The 22,687-nt window shown below is 56.3% G+C and carries 19 protein-coding genes, 1 tRNA gene and 1 pseudogene; 14 read left to right on the top strand and 7 right to left on the bottom strand.

Annotation, left to right across the window (positions count from 1 at the left end; translation table 11 throughout):
* The first annotated feature begins 52 nt into the window (after positions 1-52).
* The 8 genes from MWU51_RS06130 to MWU51_RS06095 all read left to right on the top strand — a co-directional run bounded on the left by MWU51_RS06130 (position 53) and on the right by MWU51_RS06095 (position 7,089).
* Positions 53-349 (top strand): virulence factor, encoded by a 297-nt coding sequence (locus MWU51_RS06130; protein ID WP_247035656.1) that lies wholly within the window; start codon positions 53-55, stop codon positions 347-349.
* 26 nt (positions 350-375) lie between these two features.
* On the top strand, positions 376-1,314 hold the full coding sequence (locus tag MWU51_RS06125) for a methylenetetrahydrofolate reductase (protein ID WP_247035654.1): 939 nt from the start codon (positions 376-378) through the stop codon (positions 1,312-1,314).
* Between the two features lie 3 nt (positions 1,315-1,317).
* The gene (locus MWU51_RS06120) at positions 1,318-2,391 is read left to right on the top strand and encodes a methyltetrahydrofolate cobalamin methyltransferase (protein WP_247035652.1); all 1,074 of its coding nucleotides are present in this window, start codon (positions 1,318-1,320) and stop codon (positions 2,389-2,391) included.
* 154 nt (positions 2,392-2,545) lie between these two features.
* Positions 2,546-2,854: an antibiotic biosynthesis monooxygenase gene (locus tag MWU51_RS06115; protein ID WP_247035650.1), complete on the top strand. Its 309-nt coding sequence runs from the start codon at positions 2,546-2,548 to the stop codon at positions 2,852-2,854.
* 199 nt (positions 2,855-3,053) lie between these two features.
* On the top strand, positions 3,054-4,229 hold the full coding sequence (locus MWU51_RS06110) for a CoA transferase (RefSeq protein WP_247035649.1): 1,176 nt from the start codon (positions 3,054-3,056) through the stop codon (positions 4,227-4,229).
* Positions 4,230-4,367: 138 nt separating this feature from the next.
* Positions 4,368-6,410, top strand: a complete 2,043-nt coding sequence (locus MWU51_RS06105; protein ID WP_247035648.1) for an ASKHA domain-containing protein — start codon at positions 4,368-4,370, stop codon at positions 6,408-6,410.
* Positions 6,411-6,465: 55 nt separating this feature from the next.
* A tRNA-Gly gene (locus MWU51_RS06100) sits at positions 6,466-6,539 on the top strand.
* A 61-nt stretch (positions 6,540-6,600) separates the two neighbouring features.
* The gene (locus MWU51_RS06095; protein WP_247035647.1) at positions 6,601-7,089 is read left to right on the top strand and encodes an acyl-CoA thioesterase; all 489 of its coding nucleotides are present in this window, start codon (positions 6,601-6,603) and stop codon (positions 7,087-7,089) included.
* 3 nt (positions 7,090-7,092) lie between these two features.
* On the opposite strand, the gene MWU51_RS06090 is transcribed toward MWU51_RS06095, so the two are convergent.
* Entirely contained in the window at positions 7,093-7,917 is an 825-nt protein-coding gene (locus MWU51_RS06090) for a sulfite exporter TauE/SafE family protein (protein WP_247035646.1), read from the bottom strand.
* A gap of 8 nt (positions 7,918-7,925) precedes the next feature.
* Positions 7,926-8,957, bottom strand: coding sequence for a tRNA dihydrouridine(20/20a) synthase DusA (dusA, locus tag MWU51_RS06085; RefSeq protein WP_247035645.1), 1,032 nt, complete (start codon positions 8,955-8,957; stop codon positions 7,926-7,928).
* A gap of 275 nt (positions 8,958-9,232) precedes the next feature.
* Between dusA and MWU51_RS06080 the strand changes: the two genes are divergently transcribed.
* A complete protein-coding gene (locus tag MWU51_RS06080) occupies positions 9,233-10,387 on the top strand; it encodes a site-specific integrase (protein WP_247035644.1) in 1,155 nt (384 codons plus the stop codon).
* A 13-nt stretch (positions 10,388-10,400) separates the two neighbouring features.
* On the opposite strand, the gene MWU51_RS06075 is transcribed toward MWU51_RS06080, so the two are convergent.
* From MWU51_RS06075 to MWU51_RS06065, 3 genes are read right to left on the bottom strand one after another with little or no spacing between them, the layout of a single operon-like run.
* Positions 10,401-11,600: a GIY-YIG nuclease family protein gene (locus MWU51_RS06075; protein WP_247035642.1), complete on the bottom strand. Its 1,200-nt coding sequence runs from the start codon at positions 11,598-11,600 to the stop codon at positions 10,401-10,403.
* A complete protein-coding gene (locus tag MWU51_RS06070; protein WP_247035640.1) occupies positions 11,600-13,675 on the bottom strand; it encodes a DEAD/DEAH box helicase in 2,076 nt (691 codons plus the stop codon). The genes MWU51_RS06075 and MWU51_RS06070 overlap by 1 nt, the downstream gene beginning before the upstream one ends.
* Complete coding sequence (locus MWU51_RS06065) at positions 13,676-16,387, bottom strand: DNA methyltransferase (protein WP_247035639.1); 2,712 nt, start codon at positions 16,385-16,387, stop codon at positions 13,676-13,678. It lies immediately after the preceding gene.
* Between the two features lie 396 nt (positions 16,388-16,783).
* Between MWU51_RS06065 and MWU51_RS06060 the strand changes: the two genes are divergently transcribed.
* Positions 16,784-17,302, top strand: coding sequence for a hypothetical protein (locus tag MWU51_RS06060; protein WP_247035638.1), 519 nt, complete (start codon positions 16,784-16,786; stop codon positions 17,300-17,302).
* A gap of 87 nt (positions 17,303-17,389) precedes the next feature.
* On the top strand, positions 17,390-17,935 hold the full coding sequence (locus MWU51_RS06055) for a hypothetical protein (protein WP_247035637.1): 546 nt from the start codon (positions 17,390-17,392) through the stop codon (positions 17,933-17,935).
* A 61-nt stretch (positions 17,936-17,996) separates the two neighbouring features.
* On the opposite strand, the gene MWU51_RS06050 is transcribed toward MWU51_RS06055, so the two are convergent.
* Positions 17,997-18,278: a hypothetical protein gene (locus MWU51_RS06050; protein ID WP_247035636.1), complete on the bottom strand. Its 282-nt coding sequence runs from the start codon at positions 18,276-18,278 to the stop codon at positions 17,997-17,999.
* Positions 18,279-18,482: 204 nt separating this feature from the next.
* Here MWU51_RS06050 and MWU51_RS06045 point away from each other — a divergent pair.
* Positions 18,483-19,211 (top strand): annotated as a pseudogene (locus tag MWU51_RS06045) (MobA/MobL family protein); the annotation flags it as partial.
* A gap of 292 nt (positions 19,212-19,503) precedes the next feature.
* Here MWU51_RS06045 and MWU51_RS06040 read toward each other — a convergent pair.
* The gene (locus tag MWU51_RS06040; protein ID WP_247035635.1) at positions 19,504-20,130 is read right to left on the bottom strand and encodes a hypothetical protein; all 627 of its coding nucleotides are present in this window, start codon (positions 20,128-20,130) and stop codon (positions 19,504-19,506) included.
* Between the two features lie 474 nt (positions 20,131-20,604).
* Here MWU51_RS06040 and MWU51_RS06035 point away from each other — a divergent pair, with 474 nt between their 5' ends.
* Together MWU51_RS06035 and MWU51_RS06030 are read left to right on the top strand one after the other, a co-directional pair.
* Positions 20,605-21,738, top strand: coding sequence for a DNA-primase RepB domain-containing protein (locus MWU51_RS06035; protein WP_247035634.1), 1,134 nt, complete (start codon positions 20,605-20,607; stop codon positions 21,736-21,738).
* A 459-nt stretch (positions 21,739-22,197) separates the two neighbouring features.
* The gene (locus MWU51_RS06030) at positions 22,198-22,611 is read left to right on the top strand and encodes a hypothetical protein (RefSeq protein ID WP_247035633.1); all 414 of its coding nucleotides are present in this window, start codon (positions 22,198-22,200) and stop codon (positions 22,609-22,611) included.
* The last annotated feature ends 76 nt before the right edge of the window (positions 22,612-22,687 follow it).

Here is a 22,687-nt window from a genome sequence, read left to right as displayed (position 1 = left end):
GGAAACGCCCTGCCCACGCGTAGGTAATGAACAGCGGAGGAGGAAGATTCGCATGCCAGACGTAACCATCGTGTTTTGGAGGGACATTCCCGCCCAGGTGATCGTTGGCAAAGGGCGCCGTGGGGCCAAAGCCCCGCTGCCCGAGCGGTTCGAACAGGCCATCGACCGGGCCGCCATGAAGGTGAACGCGAAAGACAGCGACGCCTATCTGGCGGAATGGCGCAAGGCAGCCCCCTATACCGTGGACGGAGACCCGCAAGAAATTGCGGCGGCAGAAGCCGCCAAGATCGACGCGGAATACGACAAAGAGCGGCTGATCGCTCTGATTGGCAACGACGGATGGGCGTAAGCCTGTCCCGCATAAAGGAGGCAGCCATGGCGCTGTTGAACTTCCGCAGAAAGCCGACCGAAGGTCAGGCCACGTCCGCGTCCCCCGCCCTTCAGGACTTCCTGAAAGGCTATTCGATCGAGGTAATGCCCCGCACCGCTGAGAAGGTCGAAGATTTCCGCGATCTGCTGCCCGAAGGCACGCGCGTCTATATCGCTCATATCGACGGCACCCCGATTGACGAGATGGTCGCCACCGCCAAACGCATCAACGCCGAAGGCTTCGAGGTCATGCCGCACTTCCCCGCGCGCATCATCAAGGATGAGGCCACGCTGGCCGACTGGATCGCGCGCTATCAAGGCGAGGCGAATGTGAAGCAGGCGCTTCTGCTGGCTGGCGGCGTGGAAAAGCCGCATGGCGATTTCGACAGCTCGATGCAGTTGCTTGAAACCGGTCTGTTCGACAAAGCCGGGTTCACTCAGTTGAACGTCGCAGGCCACCCGGAGGGAAACCGCGACATTGACCCGGACGGATCACGCAAGAACGTCATGGAAGCCCTTCTCTGGAAACAGAAATTCTCGGAGCGAACGGATGCGAAGATGGCACTGGCAACGCAGTTTGCGTTTGAGGCTGGCCCCATCATCAAATGGGCCGATGGCTTGAAAGAGGCAGGCGTCGATCTGCCTATCCATATCGGCATCGCTGGCCCCGCCAAGCTGCAAACGCTGATCAAATTTGCCATCGCTTGCGGTGTCGGCCCATCGCTGAAAGTGCTGCAAAAGCGCGCGATGGATGTGACCAAGCTGCTTCTGCCCTATGAACCAACAGAGGTTCTGAACGAACTGGCCAACCACAAGGCGGCCGATCCTGACTTCAACATCACTCAGGTGCATTTCTTCCCGCTGGGCGGGATCAAGACCAATGCCAACTGGGCCATCGAAAATGGCGGCGAAAACACCGCCCCAGTCAACGTGACCAAAGGATAAAGAATGACCCGTACCATCGTTGAATCTGAAACGAAAACTGCCGTCATTGGCTTTGATCAGCCGTTCTGCGTCATCGGCGAACGCATCAACCCGACCGGACGCAAGGTTCTGAACGCCGAGCTGGAAGCGGGTGATTTCAGCCGCGTGCAAAGCGACGCGCTGGCGCAGGTCGCTGCAGGGGCGACGGTGTTGGATATCAACTCGGGCGCAGTCTTCTCCAATAAGATGGCCGAAGATCCGCGTTATGCCGATAACAACTTCGTTGAGCCGGACCTGATGCGCCAACTGGTCGAAACTGTGCAAGCCGTCACCGATTGCCCGATGTGTATCGACTCGTCCGTTCCCGGCGCGCTTGAGGCCGGGCTGAAAGCCGCCAAGGGCCGCCCGCTTCTGAACTCGGTCACAGGCGAAGAAGAACGGTTAGAGATGGTGCTTCCGCTGGTCAAGAAATACAACGTGCCGGTAGTGGCGATTTCAAACGACGATACGGGGATTTCCGAAGATCCGGATGTGCGTTTTGCCGTGGCAAAGAAGATCGTCGAACGCGCTGCCGATTTCGGCATCCCGGCGCATGATATCGTGGTTGACCCCTTGGTAATGCCCGTTGGCGCAATGGGCACGGCAGGTCTTCAAGTCTTTACCCTTGTGCGTCGTCTTCGCGAAGAGCTGGGCGTGAACACGACTTGCGGCGCGTCGAACATATCGTTTGGTCTTCCCAACCGTCACGGCATCAACAATGCGTTCTTGCCCATGGCGATGGGCGCCGGCATGACCTCGGCAATCATGAACCCGGTCGCCCTGCCCGTCGGGCCGACAAAACTGGCTGAGAAACGCGCCGAGGTGGAAGCCAAAGGGATTATCGTCCCCGCTGATATAGATGACGAAACCTTCTGCCAGCTGTTCGGTCTGGGTTCGACCCAGCCCAAGGCTGGAAAGGAAATGGAGGCCATCCGTGCCGCCAACTTCCTGACCAACAACGACGACGGCGGTGCCGAGTGGATCAAGTTCAACTCGGTACATGCCGGTGCTGCTGGGGCTGCAGGTGGCCGACGTGGTGGTCGTCGTCGCCGGGGCTGACCGCACCGACAGGTACAAACGAAAAAGGGCTGCCTTGCGCAGGCCTTTTTTGCCGATGGCTATCCCGACCACAGACGTGGACGGTATTTTCTGCTATGCTTTCAGGATTGAGTAGGTCTTGCATTCAGGCGTCGCACCAAAGGAGGGTGAACCCATGATTGTGAGGATATTTCAAGTTGTTACACGGCCTGGAAAGGAAGATGCGTTCGGTAAGTTCTTCCACGACACCGCGATTCCGTTAATGAAAAGGACAAAGGGGCTCGTCCATGTGATCCCCGGTGCTCCGCTTCCCGACACTCCCAGAGAGTTCAGTTTCGTCATGGTCTGGGAGGACATTGAGGCTCTTAAAGCCTTTGTCGGCGATGATATTTCAAGCCCGCATATCGACCCGATGGAGGCCGAACTGGTTGAATCACGGTCGATCAAACACTATCAGTTCGTTGAAACGGAAGTGATGTTATAAGATATATATCAATCGATTACGAGAACATCTTAACATCGCATTCTTGCGTTATGAAAACGATGCGGCGCAGAAGTAAGACACGGAAAGCATAGAAAACGATCTCCTTCCCCTCGGTTAACCGCTGCAATTGACTCATCTCAAAGTCATCGGGACGCGCGACCTCTAGGCAGGGCCTGTGCAAACAGGAAAGGACAGGCTGATGAGCGCACCGCTGGAAGACATCACCATTCTTGATCTGACCCATGTTCTGGCGGGGCCGTATTGTTCGATGATCCTGTCAGATCTTGGCGCAAAGGTGATCAAGGTCGAACAACCCAAGACCGGCGATGACACACGCCACTTCCCACCGTTTCGCAAAGGATTCAGCGCTTATTTTGCCACCATCAACCGCAACAAGCAGTCCATTGCTCTTGATCTGAAAGATGGCGCGGATCGCGTTGTTTTTGAACGTCTTCTTGATCAAGTGGATGTGGTCATGGAGAACTTCCGACCCGGCGTGATGGAGCGTCTAGGCTATGGCTGGGACAGCCTGTCGTCCAAGTATCCCCACTTGATCTATGGCGCGGTCTCTGGGTTCGGGCATACCGGCCCGGACACGCAGCGCCCCGCCTATGACATGGTGGTTCAAGCCCGCGGCGGAGTGATGTCGATCACCGGCGAAAAGAACCGCGAACCCGTGCGACTGGGCGCGTCAGTTGGCGATATTGTTGCGGGCATGTTTCTGGGGCACGGACTGCTGGCCGCGCTTTATCAACGCCAAAAGACCGACAAGGGTCAGAAGGTCGACGTAGCCATGCTGGACAGTCAATTGGCCATTCTGGAACACGCTGTCGCGATCACCAGCGAAACCGGCATCCCGCCAGGCCCGTCCGGTGCACGCCATCCGTCAATTGCACCATTCGAGACCTATCATACCAAGGATGGTCTGATGGTCATCGCCTGCGGCAATGACGCATTGTTCAAGAAGTTCTGCCACGTGATCGGCAAGCCGAAATGGGCCAAATGGGATGAGTTTGCGACCAACCTGGCCCGGTGCGAGAACGTCATGCTGCTTAGGCGCAAGATCGAAACCGTCACTCTTACGCAGCCACGCGAATACTGGATCGAACTGTTCACCGCGTCAGGTATCCCCTGTGCGCCCATTCAGAACGTGGCCGAAGCAATGCGGGACCCGCAAATCCTTGCCCGCAACATGGTGGTCGACATGCCCGCCCCGAACGATGACCGCCCCTTCAAAGCGGCGGGCAACCCGATCAAGATGTCCGACCAGCCCGACATGATCGTGGCCGGGCCAGCCCCCATGCTGGATGGCGACCGCGCCGATATTCTGACGTGGCTTGACCAACGTGAAAGCGGCAAATCCTCGACCCAGTGATACCATGCTCTTGTTAACCGCCTGATTTCCCCGGTTCCGCCGAAAAAGACGTTTCCTTCCCGAAGATGCCGCTGGCAGGCATTGCACCTGCTGGCGGCATCCGTAGATTGGGCGAAACTCTTCAAGGAATACGCGCGCATGTCACAGGATCCATTGGTCGTTTTCACCCCCTCCGGTAAACGGGGCCGATTTGCTGTCGGCACCCCGATCCTGACCGCCGCGCGCCAACTTGGTGTTGATCTAGACAGTGTTTGTGGTGGTCGGGGCATCTGTTCGAAATGCCAAATCACACCCAGCTATGGCGAGTTTTCCAAGCACGGCGTGACAGTGGCCGAAGATGCCTTGTCTGACTGGAACAAGGTCGAACAACGCTATGACGATATTCGCGGCTTGCCCAAGGGTCGTCGGTTGGGATGTCAGGCCACGGTGCAAGGCGATGTGGTTATTGATGTCCCGCCAGAAAGTCAGGTGCACAAACAGGTCGTCCGCAAGCGGGCCGAGGCGCGGGACATCACGCTCGATCCGCTGGTCAAGCTGTTTTATGTCGCGGTCGAAGAACCTGACATGCACGAACCGTCCGGCGATTTGGAGCGGCTCGTCGATGCCCTGCGCGACCAATGGGAACTGGACGATGTGAAGGCTGATTTGCACATTCTGCAAGGTATGCAACCGATACTGCGCAAAGGAGAATGGAAAGTCACCGTTGCCGTCCATTTGGGGGATGAAGAAAACCCGCCCCGCATCATGCATCTGTGGCCCGGCTATTACGAAGGCGCGGTATACGGCGTGGCCATCGACCTTGGATCAACCACCATCGCCGCCCATTTGTGTGATCTGGCTACGGGTGAGGTCGTCGCCTCGTCCGGCCTGATGAACCCTCAAATCCGGTTCGGCGAGGACCTGATGAGCCGGGTTAGTTATTCCATGATGAACTCGTCCGGCGCGCAGGAAATGACCGATGCGGTTCGTGAAGGGTTGAACGCGTTGTTTACGCAAATCGCGTCGGACGCTGAGATTGACAAAGGCCTGATCATGGATGTGGTCGTGGTCTGCAACCCGGTGATGCACCATCTTCTGCTGGGGATTGATCCGTTCGAGCTGGGCCAGGCACCCTTCGCGCTGGCGACTTCAAATGCGCTTCGCCTGCGAGCCGATGATCTGAACCTGTCGGTTCACCACTCCGCACGGGTCTATCTCCTGCCCTGCATCGCGGGTCACGTGGGCGCAGATGCGGCAGCCGTGGCATTGTCCGAGGCTCCCGACAAGTCCGAAGACCTTGTGCTGGTGGTCGATGTGGGCACCAATGCCGAGATTTTGTTGGGTGACAAGACCGGTGTGATGGCGTGTTCTTCTCCTACCGGTCCCGCGTTTGAAGGCGCACAGATCAGCGCAGGTCAACGTGCCGCCCCCGGAGCAATCGAACGGGTCGAGATTGATCCGGTGACCAAAGAGCCGCGCTTCAAGGTGATCGGGTCCGACCTGTGGTCCACCGAAGAGGGCTTTGACGCCGCCATCGCGACGACCGGGGTCACTGGCATCTGCGGGTCCGGTATCATCGAGGTGATCGCTGAAATGCGCATGGCCGGGCTTGTCGATGCCGGCGGGCTGGTCGGATCACCCGAGCAAACCGGCACCGACCGTTGTTTCGCCGACGGACGCACCTATTCCTATCGCCTGTGGGACGGAGACGACGATCATGGGCCGATTGCCGTCACCAACGGCGATATTCGCGCCATCCAGATGGCCAAGGCGGCGCTCTATTCAGGCGCGCGTCTGTTGATGGACAAGCGCGGCGTTGACAGCGTGGATCGCGTGGTGTTGGCCGGGGCTTTTGGTGCGCATATCTCCGCCAAGCACGCGATGGTGTTGGGGATGATCCCCGATTGCCCGCTAGACAAGGTGACATCTGCTGGCAACGCGGCCGGCACGGGCGCCCGCATCGCGCTTTTGAACCGCGCCGCACGCGCCGAGATCGAACAGACCGTGCGCAGCATCCACAAGGTCGAAACCGCCGTCGAGCCGCGCTTTCAGGAACATTTCGTCAATGCCTCGGCCTTGCCCAACGCGGTCGAACCGTTCCCCATCCTGCGCAGCATCGTCACCTTACCGGACCCCAGCTTCAACAGCGGCGGAGGGGAAGGTGAAGACGGTGGACGACGGCGCAGACGGCGGCGCGGTTGACGCTTGCACGCTGCCACTTGACGGCCTTGTACCGGTGACATAACCAAAACCCATCGCGGGTGTAGCTCAATGGTAGAGCAGCAGCTTCCCAAGCTGACGACGAGGGTTCGATTCCCTTCACCCGCTCCAGTTTTCCACTCTTTGCCGGATGCCAACACCAGCGCAGCTGGCGCAACGCCAAGGTGCTATGATGTCTGATCCATTTGCCCAAATTCCTCTGGTCACGCCCTTAAATGCCGCGCAATTGGAAAGCGTCGGTGTGCCGAAGGGATGGAACTATGGGTTGGCCGACCGGGTGCGGTTTCACGAGCTGGATGCGTTGAACCACGTCAACAACGTCGCCTATTTCCGTTGGTTCGAGTCGATCCGCATCCCTTACTTCGCCCATGTCCACGTTACAAGCTACAGGGATGACGACCCACAAGTGGTGCTTGCGACGAACTACGCGCGTTATTTTAAACCACTGCATCTGGGCGACAACTATGTGATCACCGCCCGCACTAAGAGCTTTCGTATCAGTTCGTTCGTGATGGAATACGGCACCTATGTGGATGGCGAGTTGATGTGTGGATCGGAAAGCGTGATCGTGACACTGGAACAGGACGGCGTGACCAAGCGCACCCTACGCCCTGAAACGATCGAGGTTTTCCTGAGCGAAGGCGCAGTCGGTCCGGCGTAATGTCTAGCCAAGAAGCGCTTTGCGCAACATGTTCAAAGCCACCAACGTCAGGAACACGGCAAACACTCGTTTCAAAGGTTTCGGGTCCATGGCATGGGCGATCTTGACGCCATAGGGCGTGGTGAACATCGTCATGGCCACCACCAACGCGAACGCGGGTAAGTTGACGGCCCCGATGGTAAACGGCGGACGCGCGTCTGGCGCGATCGTCACCAACAGGAAGCCAAGCACCGATGGCACGGCGATCAGAACACCAAAGCCCGCGGCTGTGGCCACCGCGTTATGGATCGGGCGGCCATGCAATGTCATCAGGGGCACGCCGAAGCTGCCCCCACCGATCCCCATCAAGACAGACAGAAACCCAAGAACCGGCGAGAATATCGCACGGCGCAATCCGGTCGGCATTGCCTGGGCCAGACGCCAATTGGCACGGCCAAGCCCCAGATACGCCCCGATTACCAGCCCCAAGCCGCCAAAGATCGCCTGGAGCACGGTCGAGCGCAGACCTGATGCAACCAGCACGCCGATCACCGCGCCAACCGCGATGCCCGGTGCCCAGGTCTTCAGGATATCCCACTCGACCGCACCCTTGCGATTGTGCGAGTGCACAGACCGAAGTGACGTCACGATGATCGTTGCCAGCGACGTGGCCAGACAGATTTGCATCAACTGGTCAGATGCGTATCCCAGCGCCGTAAACGCATAGAAAAACGCAGGCACCAGCACGATACCTCCGCCAACGCCCAGAAGACCTGCCAAAACACCCGCAAACGCGCCGATCACCAGCAAAAGTGCGGCCATCGGCAGAAGTAAGGACAGATCTGGCATGGGTCGCCTCAGCTTGCGGGAACGTGGTCTGGCACATGTGACAGCGCCTCGGCCAGCAACGCAACCCCTGCCCCGTCTCGCGACGCGCCTTCGGACAAGATGCGTCGCCATTTGCGCGCTCCGGGGCGTCCCGTAAAAATACCCAGCATATGGCGCGTAATTGAATGCAGACGCACGCCCTTGGCCAGCTGCGTCTCGATATAAGGATACATCGCCTCGACCACCTCATGCGCGCTGCGGGGTCGCGTGGTGTCACCAAAGATCGCCTGATCCACCCCCAGCAGAACCGAGCCCGGATCGTGATAGGCCGCCCGCCCGATCATCACCCCGTCCATGACATCCAGTTGTGCGCGCGCCTCGTCCAATGTTGTGATCCCGCCATTGATTGACAAATGCAATGCCGGAAACGCTGCTTTCATACGATGCACTAAAGGGTAGTCCAGCGGCGGGATGTCCCGGTTTTCTTTCGGGCTTAACCCTTGAAGCCACGCTTTGCGGGCATGAATTGTGAACCTCGACACACCGGCGGCGGCGACGGTTTCAAGAAAGTATGGCAGCACTTCATCGGGGCTTTGCTCATCCACACCAATCCGGCATTTAACTGTTACTTCAATATCTTGCGAAGCGTCTTTCATAACAGACATACACGCAGCCACCAACGGCGCATCCCGCATAAGCACAGCCCCAAACGTGCCCGATTGAACCCGGTCCGACGGACACCCCACATTCAGGTTTATTTCGTCATAGCCGCGCGCGACGCAAATTTTGGTCGCTTCGGCCAGTTCTTTCGGGTCAGAGCCTCCAAGCTGCACGGCCACGGGATGCTCTTCAGAATTGAAGTCCAAAAGATGCAATGCTCCCCCCCGTACCAGCGCGGGCGCGGTTACCATTTCGGTGTACAGTAGCGCGCGGCGCGTCATCAATCGGTGGAAGTACCGGCAATGGCGATCCGACCAATCCATCATCGGCGCCACACTCAAACGCGCAGCCCGCTGAACATCGGAAAACCCTGATTTTTCTTGGTTTTTTCGATCGACCATTTTTCACGTTTTCCTCGTTTCGGCCCCGTTCAGCCCCGTTTTTGGATGCGGTGCTACAGGATGTAGCACCGAAACCGCCGTGTAGCACTTTTTCGGGGCCGGTTTCCACCTCCTCACTGTTCTTGGGCAATCAGACAACGGCCCGGCCGTCGATTTGGCCCAGTTCCCCCCGATCGCCTCCGATTTAGGACTCAAACTTACACAAACCTGCTTCTGAAAAATACAGTCGAACCGATGTCCCGGCCATGAAAAACCCGAGACTGAAAGGAACTCTCATGGGAACTGTTACCGAGCGCTTTAAGAAAAACGGCAAGCCAAGCTATACAGCGCAATTACGCAAGAAAAAAAAAGGCAAGGTCATCCTCAATTTGGTGGAGACATTCCCGTCCCAAAGAGCCGCAGAAAACTGGCTCAAGAACCAGGAAAGAGCACTCAAAAAGCCCGGAGCGCTCGATCGAGCGGTCAATGCAAAGAGACGAAAGGATGTGTCGGCATGTGTCCAAGACTACATCGAATCCTCTCCTGACGGTTTCGGATCGTCAAAATCCCAAATGCTCAGCTATTTTCAGCGTCTTCCTTTCGGTGAAGCTGAAATGGAAACTTTGGCAGCAGAAGATTTTGTTCGCCTCGCGACAGACCTCCTGAATGGTGTTCAGGCGCGACCTACCGATCCCGAGCTGGACACCCCTGAACACTACAGCTTCAAACCCCGAAAGCCGCAAACTGTGAATGGTTACCTGGTAACTCTCGGGGCTGTTATCAGGTTTGGAGGGCCAATTGCCGGTGTTGAAATGCCCTTGGCTGAATATGAACAAGCAATGCGCACCTTAAGGCACCAGAAAATCGTGACAAAATCGGCAAAAAGGGACCGTCGCCCCTCGCTCACAGAGCTCAACAAACTGATGGATCACTTCGCGAAACGATATCAGGAAAACCCTCGTTGCGTGCCAATGCATAAGATTGTTCCTGCGGCGATCTTTAAGGTGCACCGCCGTGGTTCGATCCTGTCCCAGCTGTGGGATGATTACGACGGCGAGTATGGTGAACTCACAGTGCGCAATCTGAAGCACCCCCGAAAAACAGAAGGTAACGACAAGGTTCTTACTATCAGACAAGAAGCAATGGCGATCATCGATTCCATGCCCCGCATCGATGAGCGCATTTTCCCTTACCATGAGGATACAATCACTCGGCTATTTACCGAAGCCTGCAAACTACTCGGAATCGAAAACCTAAAGTTTCATGACCTGCGCCACGAAGGGATTTCTCGGCTATTCGAGATCGGACTGAAAATACATGAAGTTGCTGAAGTATCCGGGCATGAAGATTGGGGCAGCATCAAGAGATACACTCATATCAAAGAGCGCGGGGATAAATATGAAGGCTGGGAATGGTGGCCAATTGTAACGTCCCCGTTGCCCGTGAAATAGGCTCATGAGCAGGCTATTTTTTTACGATAGCCTGCTGTTTCACATCATAAGCGAACTTGTGAAGTTCGCCATTGAGCAAAAATTTGGCAGCTTGGCTCACATGCTCTGGGAGCACATAGAACCACTCTTTTGGGTGCACCTTCTTACCGAACCGGTCCAGAATGAAGAGTTCTGACGGTCTGGCTCTTTCAAAGAACTTATGAAGAAGGTGCTCCACTTTTTCGCGTGGGAGGTTTTCCAGATCAAAGGTGGCGACGACCTCCACTGGGGCCAAGAGAAACGTAGGATCATTCCGCGCATCTGCAACACGCCTACGAACGTCTTGGCTGGTGACCCCAATCTTGTGGAGGATATCTCTTTGATCTTTGATCGCGGGATCCTCAGACAAGGATCGAGCAACATAGATCGTGCCTGAGACACCAACTCGATCCGCTTCCCATTCAGCATCCAACGGCCCGAGGCCAACTTTTTCGATAAACCTTGAGGCTTTGTCATCGTTCAACGACTTGCGGAAAGAGGACATGAGTGGGTCGCTTTCCGTGCCATTAGAGAAAATGACCCGTAAGCGATGATCTCGAGACCCACCGCGCGCTGTCATCTCCGATTTCTCTGCGATCATCGCCAGCAAACCATTCCGAATGAAAAAATCACCTTCAACTGGCTCAATCACTGCCCATTTCTTCACGGGCCGCGCTTTGCGCTCACCCGCTTCTAAGGCAGACTGCACCTCTTCAAACTTGTCAGCATATCTATCGAAATCTGTGCACGGAACGAATTCCGCACGATGATCCGGCAAGTGGCGCTCGGCAGATGGTGTTACATGGCGAAGCGTTACAGCATCTTCATCTAGTTCCAACGCATCATCGTCAAAAATGTCATCAAGACTGTCTGGAATCTGCTCTTCCTGAGGCTCTTCGCGCCAATTTGTTTGCGGAACCTCCTGTGCCACAAGCAATCCCAAGCGATCAGAGGCTAACATCTCATCTGTTGGGTTCTGCCTTAGCTTCTCCCAAATCGTGCCGAGCCGCATCTCCTCATGATCAGCCGCATCTGGGTGGGGTAAATGGCCGGTTCGTTCAAAGAATGTGCTCACCTCGCCCAATACGGCCAATCCCCGATTAGTATTCTGGGCGCCCGCAGCACGCGGTTTTACCGCTAGCAACCCAAATTCATCTGGCTCAGTAAAGATGTCATCAAGCGTGGGGCGAGGCATTACAGCGTTCCCTCACGCATGCGTTTGGCCTTCTGAGCTTTTAGCCATGACAGCGCTTCTGCCATTCGCTTTTCAAGCGCATCAGGCGAGTTGGGATTGGGTTCTCTCCCCTCGGATGCCCGAAATGCCTTGATACGCGGCCAAAGCGTTCGTGCCTCGTCTTCGGACATGTCCACACGCATTGCGACCATTGCGGATTGCACATGTGCCAGAAGCTTTGAATCCAGCGATTTGGAGGCAACTTCAAACCGCTCCTGAAACGCGTTCACACTGTCTATCAGTTCTACGTCGATATCTCGCACATTGATGAACTTCTTTACCATTTGCAGAAGGGTATTCGGCGCACCTGCAAGATCGTCATCATCCTCCCCCTCATCAGCAGGCGCGGGTTTACCTTCAAAAACAGATCCAGCTTCAGCCATGCCCTTTTGCTGTTCATCTCTGGCCAGGGTCAGAATGTTCATGTGTGCAGCCAGATGTTGACGAACGCTCTCGGCCTCTTCGTCATCAAGCGTTTCGTATCGCTTCTCGATGATGTCGGTCAAAATCATCTGGGTCGCGACCTCGGGCGCCGTTTCCGGTGACAGAACGCGCTTGTCCATCGCCTGACAAGCCGCAGCCATCAGGTCATGCATGTCTTGTTCACAAATGTCCTTGGAACGTTCTGTGGGCGGCTCTACGAGCCCCTTGATGCCGATCATGACATTCCCCTGCCCGTCCACCACCACAGGCTCCCGAATGTCACCGTCTTCGCGCCGGTAGAACTTGAAATTGGGTGCCAGCACTTGCTCCATCAGCAGCGATCCTGAAATCGCCTTGAGCATGTCATTCACTGCATCTGTGACCACGCCGGTTTCAACACCCGGCTCTGCCACAAGGTTGGTGAAGACCGCACGTGGCTTGCCCGGGGCGTCGCGGGTCGCGCGGCCGATGATTTGCACGATTTCCGTCAAGGAAGACCGATAGCCGATGGTTAGTGCATGCTCGCACCAAACCCAGTCAAATCCCTCTTTGGCCATCCCGAGCGCGATGATGATATCGACCTTCGCACGGTCTGCCTCATCATCCCGTTTGCCGTCAGGCCCTTTTACCTCACGCGACAGCGCGGATTTGACGATATCCCGCCCCGGCCCATCATCGACCAGATCTGCGATTTTGAGCAGCCGTCCATCAGCCGTCTCAACTAGATCAAACCCCGTCGACTCTTCGCGCCCTTTATGGGTGCCGATCAGATCCATGATCTTGCCGACTTCGTTGAACTTGTCGTCAAATGCCTCCGAAGACCCACGATGCGGGATATGGATGATCGTCTTTTGGGATACATCCAGAACATCCGCCAAGCCGTTGACGTAATTACCTTTATAGAACTGATAGTTCACACCCAACGCCTTGAGGTGCTCGTAACCTTCCAGCTGCTCATAATAGCTGTAGGTGATCGTGGTGAACTTGGCCTCATCCTCAGGCCTCAGCACAGGGTCAGCGTCGCCACGGAAATAGCTGCCGGTCATCGCCATCAAATGACACTTCTCGCGCGTTACCAGGGCGCGCAGGATCACGCCCAAACGGTTGTTGTCAGACGCGGACACATGGTGGAATTCATCAATCGCGATGAAGCAGTCATCAAACGCCTCTGGCCCCTGCGCCTCGACCACTTTTTCATAGGCAAAGCGGAAAGTCGCATGGGTGCAGACCAAGACTTCGGCATCCGACCCCATGAACTCCACAAAGGCCTTCACCTTTTGGTCTGACGCATCCTCGCCCGTCAGACAGAGGTTCCATTTGTCCTCAACTTCCCAATCCGCCTCAAATCCATAGCTGGTCAGATCCGTGGTGCGAAACGATCCACCGATTGAGGTTTCGGGCACGCAAACGATCACCTTCTCGCGCGCTTGGTGGCGCAGCTTGTCCAGCGCGATGAACATCAGCGCACGGCTCTTGCCCGCCGCTGGTGGCGCCTTGAGCAGCAGGAACTGTGCCGCCCGCGCCGCATAGGCCCGCGCCTGCATTTCGCGCATGCCCATGGGGTTGGTCGCTGATTTCTTGTGCCCGTATTGGACGTTCAACATCTGAGCCATTTATTTGCCCCTCTTGCCGCGCTTGGATTTCGCAGCATCTTTTTCAATCTGTTTAATCTTGGCAGCGTAGAGCTTGAATAAATGCTCCAGCCGTTCGGTATCGTTGCGGAACGGCCGCCCGATATACATGGTTTCCAGCAGCTCATCGTTTTCCCGATGCACCGCTCGCAGATCGTCGGGCATTTTGTCGGGGTCATACAATTCGGCAATGGTGGCCGGATAATGGCTGTAACGGGTTTTGAGGATCTTGCGGGCCGAAGCATTGAGCGCTTCAAGCTGATCGTCCGAGAAATTCGGCACCGGAAAGGTGTTCCAGCCAAGGGTGTTCGAATAACGGAAACGGCTTTCAAGCCTTCCACAAACAGTGGCGATCCAGACGAGGTGGATGCGCGAAGCGATCAGCGCGAGGCACCAGTCGGGGGCGTCGTAGAGGGCCATGTTGAGATTTGATGAGATCACACTCGCATCTACCCGATCTACTGGAAGATACGGACGGCGTTCAGAAGTCACGCTTGGGATGAGGATAGAATGGCTATTGGCTTCAAATACTTGCTTGAACCGGTAAGAAAGAGGGAGCAGTTTTTCACGAACATACTTGTCAGTGCTTTCCGCTCGAAATTCCTCAACTCTTTGAACTCTTTCTGAGATCGCAGGAATAGACATCGCCTCAGTCAATGTATCCGCAGTGATCCACAGGCAATAGCGACGGAAACCATTTACCACCTCTTTGGAGCCCATAAAGGGGCGTATGAAGGGCGAAACACGTGGCTCAGCGTGCAACAAAGTGGATTTCTCTTCTTCGGTCATGAGAAGAAACCCTCCTTCGACCGGCTTATTGCCATAGTCCATAGAAGGTAACCCGAACAATCCATCGCGCGTCCCGACCACCGAAACAGAGGGGGCATGCACCAAAAAGGCATTGATATTGTCCACCAGACTTTCAACGCCATTTGCAAACAAGCGTTTCGGAACCCTCGTCACATTTCGCAATCCAATAATCGAGCAAATTACTGCTGCATTTGCTGATGCGTTGTTCCGCCATTTGAAATCCTTGTGGGCAAACCCAATTTCCAAATCAGGCTCAAGAACATGCGGCCACAAAGCGGCAACTGAGTAGCCCTGACAAATCGAATTGGTCGAAACCAGAGCGGATCGTGCCGCCCTTCCCCGAATGTAACGTGACGCTTTGAAGAACCATGCAGCGACAAAATCAAACGCAGCAAAACTCTTCACATGCTCCTTGAACACAAAGGCCAGATCGGCCTTTTGCTCTTTGCTTTGATAGGTCGACCCCAAAAACGGCGGATTGCCCGCGATAAACACCTCTTCCCCCTCACCGGGTGGCGGGCAGACCTCGTCCCAATCCACCCTCAGGGCGTTGTCACAGACGATATGCGCACTTTCGCGCAGTGGCAGGCTTGCAGGGCCTTGGCCAAACACCTCGCGAAACACCGCGTTGGCCTGATACTCGGCGATGAACAGCGCCAACTTGGCGGTCTCGGCGGCGAAATCCGTGATCTCGATCCCGTGGAAATGGGCGATTTGGATGGCCGAAAACATCTCTTTCGTGCCCTCGCCCGTCAGTTCTTCCAACCGCTCCAGAATGCGCATCTCACGTTCGCGCAATTGACGATAGGACACGACCAGAAAGTTGCCCGACCCACAGGCCGGATCAAACACGCGGATCCCCTCAAGCCGTGTCAGCACCCGTTTCAGCGCGGCAGGTTTATCCCATGCTTTCTCGATATCCGCGTCCAGATCATCCAAAAACAGCGGCCCGATCACCTTCATGATGTTGGGCACCGAGGTATAGTGCATCCCCAGCTCAGAGCGCTGTTTGGGGTCGGCGACTGACTGGATCATCGAGCCAAAGATGTCAGGGTTGATCTCGCGCCAATCCAGATCGCAGGCATCGCGCAGATAGCGATAGGACGGCACATCGAACTTGGGCGCATCAATCGCCCCGGCGAACAAGCCACCGTTGACGTATTCCAGCTCCCCCGCCCAGCCTGGCAGATCGCCGCGCTGGTTCTTGGGGCGGTTCATGGCGGTGAAGGCTGCGATGATCACCTCGCGCGCTTCCTCGCCCTTGTTGCCCGAGTGGCTGAACAGGATTTGACTGAACTGATTGTCCGGGAAGATACCCACGTCTTCGGCAAACATGCAGAAGATCAGCCGCATCATCAGCTGGTTCATCTCGTGACGGCGCTCATCACTGGCCCAGTCGGGGTTGGCTTTGGCCAGCGCGTCATAGAGCCGGGCCAGTTTGCCGGTCGCTTTGACATCGACAGGGTTTTCCTGCACCGCGTCATAACGCTCTTTGCCCGCGGCGGGCAGGAAGAACCCAAAGTTGTCGCCGATCTCATCAAAACGGCAATGAAGCGTCTCTCCGCTCATCCGCTGCTCTGCCGCGACCATCTCGCCATCCGTGGCGATCAGGACAGCTGGTTTGGCAGTGGTCGTCTTTTTAGAGTTCCGAAGGGCCTCAAGTGTGACATCAACCATGCCGTCCAAGGCGGGTGCATAGTGGAACTTCTTGTTGACCAGCACACCACTGGGCTGGTCTGACTTGTTGGTCGTGCCATTTCGCAGCTTGGCAATTGCGGCCTGGGCCACGTCAGTCGCCTCGGCAAAGGCAAAAGGGAATTCCAGTGGATCGAATGGCTCGGACGAGATCTTCTCAAGGGCTTCAAAAATCTCAGTCGGGTTCATTAAAGGATCCTGTAATCAAAAGGAAAACAACGAGCGCCAAACAAAACCCTCTAAAAGATTTGTATTGGCAGCTTGCTGGCCATGCAACCTATTGATGTGCGCTGCGCCCCTGTTTTTCCAACAAATTCGGGCATCTACGCATCGAAAACGCCCCACCGAACAAGCACACCCAAAGGCAACAGGCGAACTTTTTTCTACCGCAGCATCTTGACGAGCTCGCCGAAAATTCCATCTAAGGCGTTAGCCTTCTTAACTCCCTTAAGAGTTTAGTGAATCCAGAGCGTTCGTCATGACGTTCTGGCATTCACCTAAACTCGAAGGGAGTAGTTACATCCCTTGAGAGCAAGGGGGGTAACCCAAGGGCGTCGATTTCCTTCCTCAAAATCGGAGCCCATCATGATGGCACTTGTGCCGGACGCGCAGCGTTCGATCACCGTTGGTGATGTTGTCACCTTTCAATTTCCCTACAAAAGCAGCGAAGCGTTGAAGAACAGACCTTGCTTTGTTCTGCATGAAGATCACGAGACAGATGAAGTCGTGATTGCCTACGGGACAAGCAGCTTTGATCCCAGAGACGTAAATATCCATGAAATGACGGCTTCCAGCCCAGAGATGCTTTCTGAATTCAACCTGAAAAAGCCAACTCGCTTCATATTCAAACGCAGGATCCGCGTTCGAAAAGATGATCCTCGGTTCTGCATCAAGCCATGCGCCGGAACCTCTCGGATTGGTGGGCTCCCCGCCTATGCCTCTCCGTTTATTAGCAAGTGCTACAAAGAGCTTCCGTTTCGCGAAGCACAAGACGAACGCCAAGGGATCCATCCCAATAAGAAGGTGACTGCTAAGCGCCCCTTTTCTAACCGCGGACTGTTTGGCCGACAAAGATCTCGACCAGAGTTCACATCTGCAGTCTGAAGCCAACAAACCAAGTCTAATGCCTACTGCGCAACCCCGCCTTTCACATGCGGGGCCGCAGGGCCTCCCCCCATCAAAGGATAATTTATGTCAGTCATCTCAGCCGTTCGTCGCCGTAATCTCATAGTCACCGGTATCTATTTCGCCGCCTCACTGCGTGCCAACTCTCGCAACCGCGGCATCCCTCGCTTAGAAGATTTTCTAAACGGCCTGATCACCGGTTCGGTATTGGTGAGCAACACTACCAATGGCTACGCCAATTTGGCTGACACCTTCCTCTGCGAGCAAATATACTTGGAAGACGCGCTGGCATCTCGAACGTTTCGCGAGGTTAAATCGGAAATCGCGCAACATGTGATCAGCGAAGCAATTGGCGACGTTGAATCCCAAAGAGCAGGCGTCGCAGCGTCGGTCTTTCTCCTTGCACCTGAGATCGCCTCTGACCTCGGCGCTACCCCAGAGGATCTGTTGAGAATACTTGCGTTTGCTATCATTGCGACCTCAACCATACATTTCTCAGAGGAAATCACTACTGCGGCCCAAGAACGCGCTCTTGATTTAATTCACGCAGCAGAGCGGCAAAACCCAAAGGGCTGTGCTGCTAATCTATCCAGTTTGCGCTCAATGGTATAACGCTTAGCCAATTCCACATCTCGTCACGCTGGGTAGCCTGTGTAGCGTAAACCCTTTCATGCTACTCAGCGTGAACACCCTTATTGTGAGATTGCACCGGCAGCCCGAGAAATTCGCGATCTCTGTCATGGGTGATTTTGCCATGTAGTTTTGCAAGCAACCGCTCCTTTTGCTGGGGCTCCAGATCATCGAGAAAACTAAGAACCGCGATCCCATATAGAATCTTTCGGCGTGTTTCAGCCCTGCGTATTTTTTTCCTGCTCTGCGCAATCTGATCCTTCGCTCGAGCCTTTGCTTGGGCGATCCCCTGGGAACTTTTCGCAACTTGCTGCTGGTATGACATAGTCTTTCCTCCAATCGTGTCTGAATGGGAAGTGGTGCTTCGAAAAGCTCATCGCTCGTAGAAAACCAAAAAACTTTGGTTCGCCTCGCGCGCCTACGTGCGTATACGCACGCGTGCGCGCAGTTACGCAAACTGAAGTTTGCCTGCGCGCCTGGCCGGCGGGGCTGAGGAGCGGAAGTCGGATTCGGGCCCGACATCCCATTCATGATACATCCTGCAAGCCGCCTCGAAGTTGTCATTCATTCCCGCGCCGATGGCCGAAGCGCGGTCAAATCTGCCGCCTACACTGCGCGCGCGTCCTACCGTGACGAGCGGCTGGGGAAGAGATTCCGCTCGAGCAAGACCGGTGGGCTATTGTCTCACGAGCTCATCAACTGGACCGGCAACGCCGCATCGCTCTGGAACCTCGCCGAAGTGGCCGAGACTCGTGGCAATGCCCGGGTTATCAGGGAACTGCGCCCTTCGCTGCCGGCTGAGCTACCGCTTGCCGATCAAGTCAGACTTATTCGAGGATTTGGCCTCTGGCTTCGTGATGAATACGGCGTTGCGGTCCAGGCTGACGTCCATGCGCCGAGGTTTCTGGATCGGAAGATGGAAGCGTTTCACAAGGCCAGCAAATTCGCCACGGATCAGCCAGATTATCCCGCATCGCTTTTCGACCCAGTGCTAACCAACCTCAATTTCCACGCCCACATTCTGATGACGACGCGCGAGGTGTGTCCGCTGACCGGCACCTTCGGAGCAAAGACCAGGATACTGGATGATAGGAAAACGGGGCCGAAAGAAATCCTGAGGATCAGGCAGGAGTGGGAAAAACGCACCAACGCAGCGCTAAAGCGCATCGGGTCGTCCGCACGTGTCGATCTGCGCTCCTACGAGACCATGGCGAAAGCGGGAGACGCTCCGGAGGGATTGGTTGCCCAGGACCATCTGGGTCCACGCCGGGCTGAACGATCACGGCGCCTTGAAGAAAAAGGCGTAGATACCAGCAGCGCTGGAAAGCGACGTGCCGAGACGAGGAGGCATAACGAATCTGTCTGGGCGTCTTGGCTCAGTCTGAGGGCGCTGGAGCGTGAGAAAGGCCGTTTGACCGCAGAAGTGCACGCACTGGAGCGGGAAGCGGCCCGCAAGGATAAAGCCGATGCTGAAAAGCACCGGCTTCGAAAGGTTCAATCTGTGGATGAGGCTGAGACCGCGCTGTCAGAGGCAACGCAATTCGACAGCCTCAAGACGGGGGCTGCTTTTGCGTCGGCTCTGGCGTGGGCTTTGAGCGAAGAGGTCGACCCGCCTTGCGAGGCGCCAGAGTTCTCTTCACCGGTCGATTTGGAGACCTATGAGCCGCCCCCTGGGCGCCCTTTGCCCGAGCCAGTTTTATCGCCGCAGGTTTGTCGGGTTCGCCGTCGAGGCCCTCGGTCTCGCTGATCTCGGCCGCCGCAGACAGATCATCGAGGCATTGCGTCAGATCAGTGATCTGCGTGTTCAGCTTCTTGACCGTGTTCGCATGCTCGGACTCGAGCATGGCAAAATCACGCTCGCGCAGTGCCAGATGGCGGATGTTCTGGTCAGTGAGCCGTGAAATTTCGCCGCGCAGCATCGACACCATGCTTTGCTCCAGTGCTGATACGGCGGTTTGGATCAGCGCCTGGGTGCTGTCTGGCAGCGGAAATTCGGCAAGTTGTTCTTCTTCGCGGCTTGCCATGTGCTCCTCCCACAGGTCGCGAACCCGCGAGAATTTGCCCTTGCTGCCAAGCGCTTTAAACAGATCGGTGGCCGAGATCTCCCGGCCAAGCTGCGCCGTCAGACTGGTGCCTTTTGCGATGATATCTTCGTCAGAATGAATGGGTGTGCGCATCGTTGTTACTCCTTGTTTTGCGATTGCAGGAGAGACGTGGGTTCAATGGCAAAAGCCAAAAAACAAACTTCCTAAGTTTTTTGCGTGCCAAAAGAAAAGGTTGGAATGTCACTTTGTTGGTAAGTTGGTTGGCAAGTCCGAAGGTCGGAAGTTTGTAGGTAAGTAAGTCGGTAAGTTTTTCAGGTTGGTAAGTCCAGGCGACTTTTATCGACGCATGACGCGGCATCCTTTTGCACCGCGACTTGGGCCAATATTCAAATCATCCAGTTTTTTTCGTGATGGTGGTCCGGGAACCATTTCCCTGGGATGAAACACACCAGTCCCTGCGAATTCGCCCCGACCGCCCAGATTTTCGACCTAACTGCCGAGGAGTATTTCCACCTTTTGCATCCGGAAGGGTCACGCGGGAAGGCCGCTGTTCTTTGCAAGCTTGGGCCTGACGATGTCGAAACCCATACCTACGAGGCAGCGCCCTTGATCGCTCAGATGCCGCACTTCGTCGACCGGACCAGTTTCCTGACATTGAACCGCTTTTGGTATGGGCGGAAGCTGAAGTCGCTGGCATCGCTTAACGCGCTTTATGTCGATCTCGACTATTTCCATGCGCCACAATGGCGTGGAAAGCCGCCCGCCGAAGTTCAGAGTGCATTCGCCGCCCATCTGCTGATCTCGGGAATGCCGCAGCCGTCGGTGTTCCTACAGACGGGGCACGGGCTTGCAGCGATCTGGCTGATCGTGCCGATCCCGATCTCGGCGCTCCCGCGCTGGCAGGGCGCAATGGGCGCGCTGATCGACGTCGCGGCCACGTTCGGGGCAGACAAGGCGTGCAAGGATGCAGCACGCGTCTTCCGCATTCCGGGCACACTCAACGAAAAGTCGCACAAGGAGGTTCGAGTCAGCGGCGGCACCGCAGAACGCCACCGTTTCGACGATCTGGCGGATCTGATCTACAGGGCCGCCGGCAGGCCCACCCGCGCCGAATTGCAGGAGCGAAGGACGCGCAAATCGAAGAAACGCCGCGCAAACGCCGCGATGCCACGGGGGCTGACACAGACAGAGAGGTTCAGGTTAATCCGCGATGATCTGGCGGCATTTCGTGGTGCGCATGGCGGATTGATCCCGACGGGTCTGCGGAACACCTGGCTGCACTTCCATGCGACCTGCCTCACCCATTTGCCCGAAGTCATGGATCTGGAAGCAGAGATCTTGAGTGCCGCGCAGGGCGCGACACCGGGGCTGGAGCGGATCGAAGTGAATGCGATTGTCAGGCAGGCCATCCAGAAGGCAAAGCTTTTCACCAACGCGTCTTTGTGGGCTGACGGCCGCTATCACTATAAGGGCGCAACGATGGCCGAGCGTCTGGGCATCACGCCGGACCTCGCGCGCAACCTCGGCCTGAAGCAGATGATCCCCGAAGAGGAAAGACGGCGCCGTAAGGCGGAGGCTGAAAGGCAGCGCCGCGCGGCAAATGGCGCCAAGTCCCGCGACGCCTATCTGGAGGCGAATAGCGCCTCGCGGATGAAGCCCTGGGCCGCATTCGGGATCGGTCGGACCAAGTATTACGAGCTGAAACGTGTAGGAATGCTGCCCGAACCCCTGGCGGCGTGATCACGGACAGGTCCGTGCCCGCTTCAGGGGCAAAGCCCGCCCACCTGGCTCCAGCCTGGGGGCAGAAATGACCCCAACAGCGGTGAACAGCCACCCGCTGCCCCACCGGCCCACCTCCGGACAAGCCCGCAGCCACAGCACCACCATAGACCTGTCCGCCGGAGAGCAAAGCCATGCGCGAAGAGGGGATGAAAACCGCCGAGATGCTTGCCGTTTCGATCACGCCCCTCTTGGTGAGGGCGCGACCGGAAACGCAAGCCCCTCGGGAACCGAACAAAGTTGGTTCCATTGTGTGAGTGAAGTGATCCCGGGTCGGAGGTGAGTGGCCGGCTCGGGAAACGCTGGCCTCCCCCCAGTCTGGCATCATTTTCGCCGCCAGAACGCACCCGCTGGCAGCAGCTCCCACTGCCCGCGTCTTGAGAGGCCACATAACGCGGTCTCACCTCCGGAGGACTCTTTATGGACGAAAAGACGGAACGCGAACTCCACGATCGGACGCTCAATGCAATCACCCACGGTCGCCTGCTGGCACAAGAATGGCACACAGCGGGCTTGGTTCCGCGGGGCAGCACAAAACAGCTGACGTTAGATCTGCTTCAAAAGCTGACCGACCGTTGCGGACTGCAGGACATCGATGACGATCGCATCGAAGTGCTCGGTGATCAGATCCGTCGGTTTACCAACGAATTTCGAGAGGGCCTCGGTGATCGTGCAATGGCTACAGATATCGAGACGGAGCACATCTACGATACTAAAGTCATCGACCTGATCAATCTCGCGTGGCGTTGGCGCCAATTCCGCGCGGCTCAGCGTGCGCTCGAAGACAAGGTCGCAGCGATACGGCAAACTGATAGACTGCTGGCGGGCATATGACCCCTGCCCCCAAGTTTTGAGATCACCTCGTTTTATGGGTTCTCGAACTCCAAAAAATTTCTTCTGCGTTTTTGCG

The organism is Aliiroseovarius sp. F47248L, assembly GCF_023016085.1.
In the GTDB taxonomy this organism is placed as follows: domain Bacteria; phylum Pseudomonadota; class Alphaproteobacteria; order Rhodobacterales; family Rhodobacteraceae; genus Aliiroseovarius.
Note: the sequence above shows the minus strand (reverse complement) of the source record. Positions and strands in the feature narration are given on the sequence as shown.